We start from the raw sequence: 15,491 nt of genomic DNA on the forward strand, positions 1-15,491 counted from the left end.
ACTTGCGACCAGATTATTTAGGTTGATTAAAGTTATTTAAACATTAATAAGTTTGCTTTTTATAAGATTAATCATAACAGTATGTTAATTTCTATAAAGGGTTTTAGTAACACTAAGGTTATAGTTTCGCAACAAATCAAACTAAACCAAAATGAAAAAAATTTATTTATTACTAACTTTTATGTTATTTGCCTTTTCAGGATACGCTCAAAAAGCCATAATTTCCGGAAAAGTATTAGATATTGATGACAAACTTCCGTTGCCTGGAGCAATGATTCAGATTGTAGGCGAAAACAAATACACCGTTTCAGATTACAATGGTCGTTTTGAATTGCTTAACATTAACGAAGGAACTTATCAGGTTCAGGTAAAATATATAGGATACACTGCTATAACTCAGGAAATAAAAGTAGAAGCAGGAAAAAATAACGTTATTGATTTTGCACTTAAAACTTCAGGAACAGAATTGAACGAAGTGGTTGTTGGAGACATTTTAAAAGGTCAGGCTAAAGCTTTAAATCAACAAAAAAATAATAAAAATATTGGAAACGTAATTTCATCTGATCAAATGGGGCGTTTTCCTGATGCTAACGTTGGAGACGCTTTAAAACGTGTTCCGGGTATCACAATGCAAAATGATCAGGGTGAAGCCAGAAATATTATTATTAGAGGTTTGGCTCCGTCATTGAACTCGGTAACTTTGAATGGAGACCGAATTCCATCTGCAGAAGGAGACAACAGAAACGTACAAATGGACTTGATTCCATCTGATATGATTTCGACTATTGAAGTAAACAAAACTTTAACTTCAGACATGGATGCCGATGCAATTGGAGGTTCTGTAAACTTAATTACAAGAGCAACTCCAAATGGCGAAAGAATCTCAGCAACACTTGCTGGAGGTTATTTGCCAATTCGCGAGCATGCTTCTTACACTGCAGGATTAGTTTACGGAAATTGTTTTTTTGACAATAAATTAGGAGCCGTTTTCAGTGGGTCATACAATAATGTAGATTACGGATCTGATAATATCGAAAACGAATGGGTAAAAGATGATTTCGGAAATGAATATTTACAAGCTTCTGAAGTTCGAAAATATGATGTGCAACGTATTCGCCGAAGCGGTTCTGTAGCTTTAGATTATAAATTTGATGAAAATAATACGATTTTCGCTAATGCCATTTACAACTGGAGAGACGATAGAGAAAACCGTTTCAGAACTACTTATGACGATATTGAACCTCTTTATAATGGAGAAGAAATTATTGGTTTTGAAGGTCGTGTAAAACGTCAGACAAAAGGTGGAGTTGACAACAACAGAAACAAAAACAGAAGATTAGAAGATCAGCGTGTTCAAAATTATTCGATTCGTGGAGAGCATTTGATCAACTCTAAATTAGACTTAGACTGGTCTGCAAATTATGCAAAAGCGAGAGAATATCGTCCGCAGGAACGTTATATCGAATACCGTCAGAAAGGTTTAGAAATGATGGAAGATTTATCTGATCCAAGATTTCCTTTAATGACAGCCGTTGGCGAATCTACAGATGAATTTGAATTTGATTCGGTTACTGAAAATACAGATGAAACAAGCGAAAGTGAATTTGGTGCAAAAATCAACATTCGTTTTCCTTTCACGATTATTCCATCTGAAAAAGGACGATTGAGAACCGGTCTTAGACTTCGTTTGAAAGAAAAAGAAAGAAACAATATGTTCTATTCTTATGAGCCAATCAATGACGGAATGGGGTTATTATCTGAAGTTTCAACAAGTTATTACGATGGTATCAAATTTAATCCGGGAAGTAAATATGTTCCGGGAACTTTTGCTTCGGCTAACTTTTTAGGAAGTTTAGACTTGAATAATCCTGCTTTGTTTGATAAAGAGGCAAGTCCATCAGAATATCTGGCGGTTAATTACAACGCTAAGGAAAATATTTATGCAGCTTATGTAAGATGGGATCAGGATTTTAACGACAAACTTTCGATGGTTTTAGGTTTCCGTTTAGAGAACACTCATATTGATTATACAGGAAACAGAGTTTTGGATGAAGAAGAATTAGAGAGCAAAATCAACAATACAAACTCTTACACTAATTTATTGCCAAGCATTTCATTTCAATATAATGCCACAAAAGATTTAGTTTTAAGAGCCGCTGCGACAACAGCTTTGGCCCGACCAAACTATTATGCATTAGCTCCTTATGTAAACAATATTGCTGCAGATAAAGAAATTACAGCTGGAAATCCAGACCTTGATGCAACATATTCTTATAACTATGATTTCATGGCTGAGAATTATTTCAAATCAGTTGGTTTGATTTCTGGGGGTGTTTTCTACAAAAGATTAAATGATTTCATTTACAATTATAGCGATAATCAATACGACAGCGTAAAATTTGCTACTGATTTTCCAAATCAGATCAACCCAATTCCGGTTGGCGAAAACTGGTCATTCGTGCAATCAAGAAACGGAGATAAAGTTGATGTTTATGGTTTTGAAGTTGCGTTTCAACGTCAGTTGGATTTCTTACCAGGGAAATTCTTAAAAGGATTTGGAATCTATTTGAACTACACTTATACAAAATCAAAAGCAAAAGGAATTGCCGATGAAGATGGAAATGAAAGAAACGACATCAGTCTTCCGGGAACAACACCGCATATGTTTAATGGTTCTTTATCTTGGGAAAACAAACGTTTTTCAGCAAGAATTTCAACCAACTTCACATCAGATTATTTAGATGAATTGGGTTCTGAATCTTACAAAGACAGCTATTATGACAAGCAATTTTTCTTAGATGCAAATGCTTCTTTCAAAATTACAAAACAACTTCGCGTTTTTGCTGAAGCCAACAACTTAACAAACCAACCGTTGCGTTACTACCAAGGAGTTGAAGCGCACACCAAACAAGCAGAATATTATCAGGCCCGATATAATTTGGGATTGAAATTTGACTTGTAATAACCATTTATAAAATTCTTAAATTAGACAGGACTTTGCGGTTCTGTCTAATTTATTCAAATGAAACTCAAATGAAAAACAACTCTATAATCATTTTTTTACTTTTAAGTGTTTTATTCATTTCTTGTAAAGATGATAAATTAGCGCCCGTTGCTAAAAATGCCGTTAAACCAACAGCAGTTACAGAAGCCTTGCCTCACGATACCGATGATCCTTCAATCTGGATTCATCCTACGGATTCCACAAAAAGCATAATTGTCGGAACAGATAAAGATACTGATGGCGGTTTGTATGCTTTTGATTTAAATGGAAAAATGGTCGGTAAATCAGAAGTTCTAAAACGTCCGAATAATGTTGATATCGCTTACGGTTTAGTAATTGATGGAAAAAAAGTTGACGTAGCCGTTACTACAGAACGTGAAACTAACAAAATCAGAATTTTCAGCTTACCTGATTTAAAAGCAATTGACAACGGCGGAATTCCGGTTTTTGAAAATGAAGAATTACGCGATCCAATGGGAGTTGCTTTATACACACGACCAAGTGATCATAAAATTTTTGCTGTAGTTGGAAGAAAATCAGGGCCGTCAGGAAGTTATTTATGGCAATATGAACTTTCAGGAAATGGAAAAGTTGCAACTGGAAAAGTTGTTCGCAAATTTGGAGCTTATAGCGGAAAGAAAGAAATCGAAGCCATTGCGGTTGATAATGAATTGGGAACGATTTTATACTGCGACGAACAATTCGGAATCAGAAAATACAAAGCTGATCCTGCTTTAAATGATAATAAAGAAATGTCCTTATTCGGAAAAACTGGTTTTACAGCCGATAATGAAGGAATCGCAATTTATAAAAAAACAGATTCTACCGGATACATTTTAGTATCCAACCAACAGGCAAATACTTTTATGGTATATCCAAGAGAAGGTGCAAAAGGTAATCCGAACAATTATCCTTTATTGGCTGAAATTCCAACTTCAACAATAGAATGTGATGGTGCTGATGCAACCAGTATTAATTTAGGAGGAAAATATAAAAACGGACTTTTTGTAGCCATGAGCAACGGAATGACCTTTCATTATTATGCCTGGGATTTGATGCAGGAATGTATTGATCAAGCTAAAAAATAATTATTTAGGTTTTTCAATCGCAGGTTTCAGTGTTTTATTTTTTTATTTTTTTTACTGCGATTGAAGACCAAACAAAAAAGCTGTTCATAATGAACAGCTTTTTTTAGTTTGAATCAAATAATCCCCTTTTATTCTGTAATCGGTGCGCCTGCTAAGATTTCAGCATTCGCAAACTCTTCAAATTTGGCAAAATTAGCTTTGAATTTCGCAGCTAATTCTAACGCTTTTTTATCATATAAATCTTTGTCTTCCCAAGTATTTCTAGGATTCAAAATCTCTTCTGGAACATTCGGGCAAGATTGTGGTTTTGCAATTCCAAATACGGCGTGATTTTTAAATTCTACATTATCTAATTCACCGTTTAATGCAGCGGTAATCATAGCACGGGTATATTTTAATTTCATACGGCTTCCTGTTCCGTAAGCTCCGCCTGTCCAACCTGTGTTGATCAACCAAACTTTTACGTCTGCATCCTTCATTTTTTTAGTCAGCATTTCTGCATAACGTGTTGGGTGCAAAGGCATAAATGGCGCTCCAAAACAAGCTGAAAAGTTAGGTTGTGGTTCTGTTACACCAGCTTCAGTTCCGGCAACTTTTGCAGTATATCCTGAAATAAAATGGTAAGCAGCCTGACCTGGAGTCAATTTTGAGATTGGAGGCAAAATTCCGAAAGAATCTGCCGTTAAGAAAAATATATTTTTTGGATTGTGGCCAATAGAACCTGGCTGAATATTGTCAATATGCGTTATTGGGTAACTTACACGCGTATTTTGAGTGATCGATACATCATCATAATCCACTTCGTTTGTTCCCGCTTTGAAAACCACATTTTCTAAAAGCGCTCCTTTTTTGATCGCTCTAAAAATGTCCGGTTCATTTTCTTCAGATAAGTTGATTACTTTAGCATAACAACCGCCTTCAAAATTAAAGACAGTGTTTTCAGCAGTCCATCCGTGCTCATCATCACCAATTAATTTACGTGCTGGGTCTGCAGATAAAGTTGTTTTTCCTGTTCCTGATAATCCGAAGAAAATCGCAGTATCTCCCGCTTCACCAACGTTCGCACTACAGTGCATAGGCAATGTATTTTCGAAAACTGGTAAAATGAAGTTTAAGGCAGAGAAAATACCTTTTTTCATTTCTCCTGTATATCCTGTTCCTCCAATAAGTGCTACTTTTTTTGTAAAATCTAAAATCGCAAAATTAGACTGACGTGTTCCGTCTACAGCAGGATCTGCCATAAAACTTGGTGCACAAATTACAGTCCATTCCGGTGTAAAGTTGGCTAGTTCCGACTCTTCTGGTCTTAAAAACATATTGTAGCAAAACAAATTAGACCAGGCCGTTTCTGTTACTACACGAACATTTAATCTGTAATTAGCATCTGCACAAACGTATGAATCGCGCACAAATACTTCTTTATTAGATAAAAACTGTGTTACTTTATTATATAATTTTTCAAAAGCTTCTGATGAAAACGGAATATTTACATTTCCCCACCAAACTTTATCTTCTGTAATACTATCTTTTACGATAAAACGATCTTGCGGAGAACGTCCTGTGAACTCGCCTGTATTGATCGCCAATGCGCCTGTAGCATTTTCGACACCTTGTCCTGATTGCACTGTAATAGCATGCAGTTCATCTGCTGATAATTGATAGTGAACTTTAGCATTTTCAATTCCTAATTCGCTTAACGAAATCGATTGCGAGAAAAGTGTGTGAGTGTCCATAATTTTGTCGTTGTGTATATTATTTTTTTGAGTACAAAAACATTCTTCATTCTGATTCTTAAATACTTATATTAAAGGATACTGAATTGTTATATTTTTTATCGATAACGACTAAAAAGAATAAAAATTCACAGAAGTAAAGTTTTATGTTATTTATGAGACAAAATTAAAGATTAATTTTTAGATAGAATTTTTTATTCTGTATTTTATGATTTTTGCTTAAAAATACTAACGAATAATGCCAACCAAGCGAGAATTAATAGAAAACCGCCTAAAGGTGTTGCGAATACGATAATTTTAGAATCGAATAATGTAAGGTTTTTTGTAGCTAATAAATAGATAGAACCACTAAACAGAACGACACCGGCAACCGTTAGATTATAGATTGTTTTTAAAGCTTTAGGAGTAAACTCTTTTCGGGTTGAAAGAAAAAACAAAAAGAAAGCATGATACATCTGATAACGAACTCCGGTTTCAAAAGTAACCAGCTGCTCAACTGATAAATATTTTTTTAGAAGATGTGCTCCAAAAGCTCCCAAAATAATAGCTAACATTCCAATAAATGCACCAGTGAGTATGATTCTTCTTTTCATAATTTTCTATACTTTTAATTTAAAACAAAAATACTTCAAAGTATTCAAAAAGCTTTTTACTTTCTAAAATCTTTTTGCGGAAAAAGAATCCTTTACTTTTTTGTCAGAAATAAAAAAGAATTCATTTTTTTAAATCATTTCAATTGTTATATTTGTAACAATTTAATATATTTGTGTTATATATTTAAAATATGAGAAGCATTTTAATTATCGGAGCCGGAAGATCAGCCTCTTCATTGATACGTTATTTACTATCAAAATCAGAAAGCGAAAATCTACATCTTATTGTAGCCGACTTATCATTGGCTTTAGCCGAAAAAAAGACAGAAAATCATCCTAATGCTACTCCAATTGCTTTAAACATATTTGATACCGACGAAAGAAAAGCAGCGATAGAAAGCGCCTCTATTGTTATTTCGATGTTGCCGGCTCATCTGCATATAGAAATTGCAAAAGATTGCCTTCAGTTCAAAAAACATCTTGTAACAGCTTCTTATATAAGTGATGCAATGCAGGCACTTGATGAAGAAGCAAAAAAGAACAATCTGATTTTCATGAATGAAATTGGTCTTGACCCCGGAATCGACCACATGAGTGCCATGAAAGTTATTGATGAAATTAGGTCGAAAGGCGGTAATATGCTGCTTTTTGAATCGTTTTGTGGCGGCTTGGTAGCCCCGGAATCAGATAATAATTTGTGGAATTACAAATTTACCTGGGCTCCAAGAAATGTAGTATTGGCGGGTCAGGGTGGTGCAGCAAAATTTATCCAGGAAGGCACTTATAAATACATTCCATACGGAACTTTATTTCGCAGAACGGAGTTTCTTGAAGTAGAGGGCTACGGTAAATTTGAGGCCTATTCCAACCGTGATTCGCTTAAATATCGCTCTATTTATGGTTTAGATGATATACTGACTTTATATCGGGGAACGGTCAGAAGAGTTGGTTTTTCGAAAGCATGGAATATGTTTGTCCAACTCGGAATGACAGATGACAGCTATATTATGGAAGATTCTGAAAACATGAGTTACCGCCAATTTACAAACTCTTTTTTGCCTTATCATCCAACGGATTCTGTTGAAATTAAAATGCGATTGATCTTAAAGATTGATCAGGACGATATTATGTGGGACAAACTTTTGGAACTGGACTTATTTAATCCTGACAAAAAGGTGAATTTACCAAATGCCACTCCTGCTCAAATATTAGAAAAAATATTAGCTGATAGCTGGACTTTAGCACCAGATGACAAAGATATGATTGTGATGTATCATAAATTCGGTTATGAATTGTATGGTGAAAAAACACAAATCGATTCGAAAATGGTTTGCATTGGAGACGATCAAACTTATACTGCTATGGCAAAAACAGTCGGACTTCCTGTGGCTATGGCAACCTTATTGATTTTGAATGGAAAAATTACAACTCCGGGCGTACAGCTTCCTATTAAAAAAGAAGTTTACCTGCCTATTTTAAAAGAATTAGAAGAGTATGGTGTTGTTTTTAACGAACAAACCATGCCTTACTTTGGATATAATCCGGACCTGTTTTAGTTCTGATTACTTTTTTTGAGAATTTTTTTTTAGTTTTTAATTTTATCCGCTTCTAATGTCTGGAAGCGGATTTTTTTTTGAGTGACAAAGGTGCAAAGGTTTCTATTGAAATGTATTAATTACTAAACCTCTAAGAGTCCGGAGTTAAGCCTTTGTCCCTTTGAACCTCTGCTCCTTTGAACCTTTTTCTTAAACACTTATTTCGCTGCCTGAATTGTTATTGGCAGACTATACATTACGCGAACCGGTTTTCCGTTTATAGAGCCTGCAGTCCATTTTGGAGAAAGTTTTAATACACGAATTACTTCATCTCCTATTCCGTAACCAATATCTTTCATTGTTCTCAAGTCAGATAAGCTTCCATCTTTTTCAACAACAAACTGCATATACGCTTTTCCTTCTATTTTATTTTTATCGGCTTCAGCAGGCATTTTAAAATTGGATCCAACAAATTTATAAAAAGCTGTCACACCACCCGGAAACTCAGGCTGGTTTTCGATTGCATCATTTTCATAGATATCTTTTTCCGCAACCTCAGCTTTATTTTTAACTGTTTGAGCGATAGTTTTTGTACTGAAAACAAATAATAGTAAAGCATAAACTACACCTACACTAAACACTTTTAATACAATTTTAATCGAAGATTCTTTTTTGGTCATCATGAGTAAACGTTTTTTAGTTATTTGATAATTAATAGTACTTGCAAGCGAAATTGTGTTTTCAATTGCTGCAAAATCCAGCAATAGCTTTTGGTAACTTTTAACTTTACCAAATTGCTTATTTACGGCTTCATCTGCCAAAAATTCGTGATTAAGTTTAATCGCTTTTTTATAGAAAAGAAACAACGGGTTAAACCAAAACACAATTTGTAAAACTTCAACAAAAAGAATATCCAAAGTATGTTTTTGTTCTAAATGCGCTTTTTCATGCGCTATTAATTCAGATGGAATCTTACCATTATCAAATGCTTCTTTATTGATAAAAATAGATTTCCAAAACGAATGTGGCAAGATAGGCTCTTCTATCAAAACTACTTTTTCATCTTCTATAAATCGTACTTCACTTCTTTTTGTTCTCTTATAAAATGAATATAAATTCAAAATAAACCGAAGCATTAACAACAAAACCACCACACCGTAAGAAACTGCGATTAAAACAGTTAAAAAATCATTCACGGAGACCGACACAAGATTTTCAGTGCTTTTCTGAATTACCAATTCATCGAGTTGGACTAGTCCGGTTTTGTTCGAAAAAGAAGATTCAAACGAAATAATTTGCAACGGAGTTATCAAACTAAAAACTAAACTCCCTAACAAATAAGCACGATTGAAATGAAACATTTTTTCGTTTTCTAAAAGCAATTTATAAATTGCATAAAAAATAAAAAGCAGTATTCCGGATTTTAAAAGATATGTTATCATTTTTTCTTTTTTTGAATTTGACTGTCAATTATTTTCTTAAGTTCTTCTAATTCCGACGTCGACAAATTCGTCTCGGTTGTAAAAAAAGAAGCAAATTGTGAGGCCGAATTATTAAAGAAACTACTAATTAATCCGTTTACATGTTTCGAGAAATAAACCGTCTTTTTAACCAGCGGATAATATTCCCTTGAATTTCCGAATTCATTATAGGCGACAAATTTCTTGTCAATCATTCTTTTCAAAAGCGTAGCAACGGTTGTTGTGGCCGGTTTAGGTTCCGGATACGCTTCCAGCAAATCTTTCATAAAAGCTTTTTCAAGCTTCCAGAGATGTTCCATTAATTGTTCTTCTGAGTTTGATAATTGCATTTTTTTGAGGTTCTAAGGTTCTGAGATACTAAGTTGCTAAGATTAAATTCTTTATTCTTTATTCTTTATTCTTTATTCTTTATTCTTTATTCTTTATTCTTTATTCTTTATTCTTTATTCTTTATTCTTTCCTCCGAGATCAAATCGCCGTTATTATACTTTTTGATTTCGGTTAATTTTCCTTTATCCGAATAGAATTTCCAGTCTCCAAAATAGAACCAATGTGTTTCTGCTGCATTGACTTCTATTTTTGTTTTTCCTTTTGATTGTATTTTTCCGTTTTCGTAATAATATGTTACCATACAAACTCCGTTTTTGTATTTCTCCGTTTTGTAAATTTTTCCTCCAATGTAGGATTTCCACTTTTTTACCGGTTCATCGTGTTTGTAATATTCAAACGATTTGTATCTGACACTATCTTGCGTGTAGTCATCCATCCAAACGCCTTCTTTTTTATGATCGATCTTCTGATTGATGGGTTTGCTTTTACAGCCTGAAAGCAGCACTCCGAAAAAAAATATTACAAACAGATAACGCATACTTTCTTTTTTTTTATCTCTACACTTATAGATGTCGCTCTACAAATGTAGAGATAAAATTTTAATGTGCAAGTTTTTTTTTAAAAAAAGGTTCTGAGGAGCTAAGTTGCTAAGGATCTAAGGTTTCCTCAGCCACGAAGGATCAAAGACACAAAGTTTTTGAAACAAAAAAAATCCGCTCATTTCTGAACGGATTTATATGTTTGAAATTAATCTTTGTCAAAGTTCTAAACTTTGACAAAGAGCTGAAACTTAAAAAACTTAGCGTCTTAGCGCCTTCGTGGCAAAACCTTACTTACTTAATTCCACAAAATATTTGTAAAACAACGGAATAGTTTCGATTCCTTTTAAGTAATTGAAGATTCCGAAATGCTCGTTTGGCGAGTGAATCGCATCAGAATCCAAACCGAAGCCCATTAAAATCGTTTTGCTTTTTAGTTCTTTTTCGAACAAAGCCACAATCGGAATACTTCCTCCTGAACGAACCGGAATGGCAGGAACGCCAAACGTTTCTGTGTATGCTTTATTTGCTGCCTGATATCCAATGCTGTCAATTGGCGTAACATAACCCTGACCTCCGTGGTGCGGTGTCACTTTTACCGTAACTCCGGCCGGTGCAATGCTTGTGAAATGTTTAGTGAAAAGTTCTGTGATTTCATGCCAATCCTGATTTGGAACCAAACGCATTGAGATTTTAGCAAAAGCTTTGCTCGCAATAACCGTTTTTGCTCCTTCACCCTGGTAACCACCCCAGATTCCGTTTACATCTAATGTTGGACGGATTGAGTTGCGTTCGTTGGTTACATATCCTTTTTCGCCGTAAACATCATTTAAGTCTAAAGCTTTTTTATATTTTTCTAAACTGAAAGGTGCTTTCGCCATTTCGGCTCTTTCTTCAGTTGATAATTCCTGTACTTTATCGTAGAATCCCGGAATCGTAATATGATTGTCTTCATCGTGTAATGAAGCAATCATTTTAGCCAGAACGTTTATCGGGTTTGCTACTGCTCCACCGTATAAACCTGAATGTAAATCACGATTTGGACCGGTAACTTCAACCTCAACATAACTCAAACCTCTTAAACCTGTTGTAATTGACGGTTGTTGGTTGGAGATCATTCCGGTATCTGAAATTAGGATAACATCATTTTTCAGTTTTTCCTGATTACGTTCTACAAACCAGGCTAAACTTGCCGAACCAACTTCTTCTTCGCCTTCTATCATGAATTTTACGTTACAAGGCAACGTATTGCTTTGTACCATATATTCTAACGCTTTTACGTGCATGTACATTTGCCCTTTGTCGTCGCAGGCACCACGCGCGAAAATGGCTCCTTCAGGGTGAATTTCGGTTTTTTTGATAACAGGTTCAAATGGTGGTGATGTCCATAATTCCATTGGATCTGGCGGCTGAACATCATAATGTCCGTAAACTAAAACGGTTGGTAAATTTGGGTCGATTATTTTCTCTCCGTAGATAATTGGGTAACCCGGAGTATCGCAAGTTTCGACAAAATCGCAGCCTGCTTTTGATAAACTTTCTTTTACAGCCTCTGCGGTGTCGATAACATCTTGCGAATATGCGGTGTCGGCACTTACCGACGGAATTTTTAATAATTCGATCAACTCATTGATAAAGCGATCTTTATGTTGTTGAACGTACGACTTAATATTTTCCATTTAAATTATTTTTATAGAAATTCAAAAATACAAAAAAGAGAATTAATATTTTTTTTCGAAAATGCTTTGAAAATTCGAAGTTATGCTTATCTTTGCACCCACAATTACGCGGATATGGTGAAATTGGTAGACATGCCAGACTTAGGATCTGGTGCCGCAAGGCGTGTAGGTTCGAGTCCTATTATCCGCACTTTAAAAATCCTTTAACCGTTATAAACTAACGTTTAAAGGATTTTTTATTTTAGTCTACCCCCGTATTTCCCCCAAAATCATTTTAAATCCATTGAAAGATTAGTAAAGGATTCATGTTCCAATGATGATTATATTTAATTCCTAAACTTGAAATTATAGGTGCAATTCTTATTCATGGTATAAAATTACAAACCTCAACTTACAATTATTTTTTTGCTTTCTATTTCTACGCATCCAAAATTATTTTATTTTTTTATTCTTTTCCTCTCAATGAATAAAGGGCTTTCGATTCCTGTTTCAACCCTTTTTGCATTTCCGATTCTAATTCGCTTGACTTATTTTTAAATAAGAAGTATCGTTGAAGAAATAAGTGCAAATAATTAATTTTTTTTCTATTTGGTGCATATTTATTTGAAAGGGCATATTGGATTAAACCTCTCTTGTCCTAATTACATCAAGTTTAAAATTAAAATTATGAAAGTAAACGCTAAAGAAATAATAAATAATATTAACAGTAGTAGAGTTAAAATCTATTATCAACTAAATCAGCTACAAGAAATAACAGGGTTATCTCCTAGAACCTTAAAATATCGCATGAAATTGGTAAGTGAAAAATATGCCAACATGCCAAATTTACTTAAACGAAATGCTAGAGCATGGCAAATCCACTACACGATAATTGATGAATTCATGCCAATTTATACAAAATCACAAACTACTCTAACAAATCATAAATGGGAAACTTTGGTGACTTGGAATTTGAAATATGATTATGATGTCAAATACCACACCCAGTTGATTAATGAGGTTAAAGAAAAATTACCAAGTTGCAATATTGCGTATGTTATTGAGAAGGACAGAAGGAATTTTAATCATGTTCACGCTTTGGCTGATGGCTATAATAATGAGATGACAAATGCTGTTAATGAGGTGCTAGAAAAATATATAAACAAGAGCGATTATAGGTTTCAGGTTGAGAAAATAAATAATCGTAGTAGTGTCACAAACTACTTGAAAAAAAGTGGAACAATAACAATAATTTAAAATAAACAATTATGAAAAAAGAATTTGATAATGAACAATTCAAAAAGGATATGGGGTTAAAACCAAATCCATTGCAGGCATACAATTATGAAAGATATAAAGCATTTAACCCAAATCTAACAAAACCAGTTTATGAACAACTAAGAAGGAATGGTACGGAATGGAAAATACTATGTGGACTGCAAGTTTCTACCCATTGGGGAAATGAAGTTTTAAAAGAAAGATGGGAACTTAAATGCGATGAATTATACAAGGAAAGTGATTTTTATAAATTCAGATATGTTCCTCAACGATATTTAGAATTATCATGGTAACTAGTATTGATGACAAAATCAGGTTAAAGCAAATGCAAATCCAAATTGAGAATGAACCTCAGCACAAACAAGAGCTACAAAAGCAGTTGCAGAGATTGCAATTGGAGAGGGAAATTGAACAAATTAGAAAACGGATAGAGCAATTGGGTTAGTACTCCCTTCCTTCCTAAGTAGAGAATAGTGTCGTTACCTACCTTGTTTTTACTGAATTTTCATTAAAAAACATGGTACATTGGATAGGTGCTCAAATTTTTTTTTGGGGTTTTTTAGGTGTTTTATTGTTCCAAATGGTTCTTTATGGTAGGCAATCATACAGGTATTTGTTCTATGGTCTACTTATAGAAATGTCGTTTTAGAGCTTAGAAACAGATATTACAATCATGTGGTGCGTGCATTGTTTCACAAAAATAAAATCCTCACAAATTATGTGAGGATTTTTATTTTATACCTATGCTACTAATTTTTTTATTTTTTGTACTGTCCCACTTGATTTTCCTGTGAGTACCATGGTATTTCTAATTGATTGACCTTGTTTTAAGAACTTCACAATGTCAGCATGTTCTGTAATTAGTTTCTTGGTGTCTTTTTCTGAGCCAAGTTTACGCCCAAGTTTTCCACCATCACGAATATATTTTGCTCTTCCTGAATTTAAACGTTCAGAAATCATAGATAATTCTAAAGAGGCAAAGGTCGAAGCTATAGAAAGCATAGTCTGAACCATACCGTTAATTTCTCCTGATGACAAAAGAGTGTGCAATTTAAAATTATCGATAATAATATTGATTTTGTTTTCGTTGCATTTTTCCAAAAACAAGGCGAACGATGATATTTTGCGGGAAATTCTCGAAATCTCTAAAGCAATAATATGGTTCACATTATTTTTGATGGCAAATTCCAAAATTTCTGCATTAACCTCATCATTTTTAGTTCCACTTTTATAGTAGGTGAATTCTTTTACAATATTGTATTGAGTTCCATATGTCGATAAAAGTTCTTGTTGTTGTCTGTAGACATCTTGTCTTTGGTCGTTAGATGAACATCTTGAAATAATGATAGCGTTTTGCATGGCGTGTATAATTTTTTGTTTTTCGATAAATCAAAAGTCCAGGTATTTCGGGACATGACAAAATAAATCAAAGAATATTTTTGATACATATCAACGTATCAAAAAATATGTTTGATAGATTTATTTTGATACAGTTAAGCTTTTGATACAGTTTGTGTAGAATATTCTATATAAGTTATGTCTCCAAAATAATTCATACGAATTCTTTTCTATATTTGATTAAATTTCTTTTAAAGAACAATACTGAAAAACCACAACACTATGGACAATCTAAAAGCATTATTTGATTTAACCAAACTTCCTGCAAAGTTCTTTTTTCTGTTTGCTGTTCTATCTGGGTTTATTCTGTTTTCTGATGCAGAATTGCTTAAACGACTTCATTTGGAAAAACTGAATGATTCGTATGGCTGGATTGTAGGGTTAGTTTTTATTTCGACTTCTGGACTTGTATTTGTAAATTCCATAATATGGATTTTTAAAAGTATTTCGAATAAATTGAAGTTTAGGAAAATTAAAAAAGAATACATTGAGAAACTTCGAAATCTTGATTATCACGAACAATCTGTCTTACGTGAATTTATAATCAATCAAAGCTCATCTTTAGAAGTTCCAATTGACAATTCAACAATAACTGGATTAATAAATAAAAAAATTATTTTTATAAATCAACAATTTGGAAATGGTTTTATTATGAACGGAATGAACGCTTCTGTATCATTAAGTAAATTCGTAGACAGGCATTTAAAATTAGAAGACATCGGCTTGACCAATAATCCAACAGAAGCTGACTATGAATTTGTTGAAAACAATCGCCCAAATTGGGTTGAGAATCGTTTAAGAAGGAAATCTTTGTATTAAAAACTGAATAGAACTACAAATTACTAATTTAAAAT

The 15,491-nt window shown here is 33.7% G+C and carries 13 protein-coding genes and 1 tRNA gene; 7 read left to right on the forward strand and 7 right to left on the reverse strand.

Translation table 11 applies throughout. From position 1 onward, the window contains the following. Positions 1-151: 151 nt before the first annotated feature. Together AC6CH4_RS03290 and AC6CH4_RS03295 are read left to right on the forward strand one after the other, a co-directional pair. Positions 152-2,962 carry a TonB-dependent receptor gene (locus AC6CH4_RS03290; protein WP_498100124.1) on the forward strand — a complete coding sequence of 937 codons (2,811 nt, stop codon included), beginning with the start codon at positions 152-154 and terminating at the stop codon, positions 2,960-2,962. A gap of 71 nt (positions 2,963-3,033) precedes the next feature. Beyond that, positions 3,034-4,092, forward strand: coding sequence for a phytase (locus tag AC6CH4_RS03295; protein WP_498100126.1), 1,059 nt, complete (start codon positions 3,034-3,036; stop codon positions 4,090-4,092). Between the two features lie 128 nt (positions 4,093-4,220). Here AC6CH4_RS03295 and pckA read toward each other — a convergent pair whose 3' ends face one another. Further along, complete coding sequence (pckA, locus tag AC6CH4_RS03300; RefSeq protein WP_498100128.1) at positions 4,221-5,825, reverse strand: phosphoenolpyruvate carboxykinase (ATP); 1,605 nt, start codon at positions 5,823-5,825, stop codon at positions 4,221-4,223. Positions 5,826-6,031: 206 nt separating this feature from the next. After that, the gene (locus AC6CH4_RS03305; RefSeq protein WP_498100130.1) at positions 6,032-6,418 is read right to left on the reverse strand and encodes a DUF423 domain-containing protein; all 387 of its coding nucleotides are present in this window, start codon (positions 6,416-6,418) and stop codon (positions 6,032-6,034) included. A 191-nt stretch (positions 6,419-6,609) separates the two neighbouring features. Here AC6CH4_RS03305 and AC6CH4_RS03310 point away from each other — a divergent pair, with 191 nt between their 5' ends. Next, complete coding sequence (locus AC6CH4_RS03310; RefSeq protein ID WP_498100132.1) at positions 6,610-7,974, forward strand: saccharopine dehydrogenase family protein; 1,365 nt, start codon at positions 6,610-6,612, stop codon at positions 7,972-7,974. Positions 7,975-8,171: 197 nt separating this feature from the next. Here AC6CH4_RS03310 and AC6CH4_RS03315 read toward each other — a convergent pair whose 3' ends face one another. The 4 genes from AC6CH4_RS03315 to AC6CH4_RS03330 form a co-directional block, all read right to left on the reverse strand. After that, positions 8,172-9,395 (reverse strand): M56 family metallopeptidase, encoded by a 1,224-nt coding sequence (locus AC6CH4_RS03315; protein ID WP_498100134.1) that lies wholly within the window; start codon positions 9,393-9,395, stop codon positions 8,172-8,174. Continuing rightward, on the reverse strand, positions 9,392-9,763 hold the full coding sequence (locus AC6CH4_RS03320; protein WP_498100136.1) for a BlaI/MecI/CopY family transcriptional regulator: 372 nt from the start codon (positions 9,761-9,763) through the stop codon (positions 9,392-9,394). Before AC6CH4_RS03320 ends, AC6CH4_RS03315 begins: the two co-directional genes overlap by 4 nt. 107 nt (positions 9,764-9,870) lie before the next feature. Then, positions 9,871-10,302 (reverse strand): hypothetical protein, encoded by a 432-nt coding sequence (locus AC6CH4_RS03325; RefSeq protein ID WP_498100138.1) that lies wholly within the window; start codon positions 10,300-10,302, stop codon positions 9,871-9,873. A gap of 291 nt (positions 10,303-10,593) precedes the next feature. Continuing rightward, positions 10,594-11,982: a dipeptidase gene (locus AC6CH4_RS03330; RefSeq protein WP_498100140.1), complete on the reverse strand. Its 1,389-nt coding sequence runs from the start codon at positions 11,980-11,982 to the stop codon at positions 10,594-10,596. Between the two features lie 108 nt (positions 11,983-12,090). Here AC6CH4_RS03330 and AC6CH4_RS03335 point away from each other — a divergent pair. The 3 genes from AC6CH4_RS03335 to AC6CH4_RS03345 all read left to right on the forward strand — a co-directional run bounded on the left by AC6CH4_RS03335 (position 12,091) and on the right by AC6CH4_RS03345 (position 13,532). Further along, positions 12,091-12,172, forward strand: a tRNA-Leu gene (locus AC6CH4_RS03335). A gap of 476 nt (positions 12,173-12,648) precedes the next feature. After that, entirely contained in the window at positions 12,649-13,218 is a 570-nt protein-coding gene (locus tag AC6CH4_RS03340; RefSeq protein ID WP_498100142.1) for a hypothetical protein, read from the forward strand. 11 nt (positions 13,219-13,229) lie between these two features. Then, on the forward strand, positions 13,230-13,532 hold the full coding sequence (locus AC6CH4_RS03345; protein WP_498100144.1) for a hypothetical protein: 303 nt from the start codon (positions 13,230-13,232) through the stop codon (positions 13,530-13,532). 448 nt (positions 13,533-13,980) lie between these two features. Here the strand turns inward: AC6CH4_RS03345 and AC6CH4_RS03350 are convergent, their stop codons facing one another. Beyond that, the gene (locus AC6CH4_RS03350; protein WP_498100146.1) at positions 13,981-14,598 is read right to left on the reverse strand and encodes a recombinase family protein; all 618 of its coding nucleotides are present in this window, start codon (positions 14,596-14,598) and stop codon (positions 13,981-13,983) included. A 261-nt stretch (positions 14,599-14,859) separates the two neighbouring features. On the opposite strand from AC6CH4_RS03350, the gene AC6CH4_RS03355 reads away from it, so the two are divergent. Continuing rightward, on the forward strand, positions 14,860-15,456 hold the full coding sequence (locus AC6CH4_RS03355) for a super-infection exclusion protein B (protein ID WP_498100148.1): 597 nt from the start codon (positions 14,860-14,862) through the stop codon (positions 15,454-15,456). Positions 15,457-15,491 lie beyond the last annotated feature (35 nt).

This window comes from Flavobacterium sp. GQ95, from assembly GCF_059758655.1.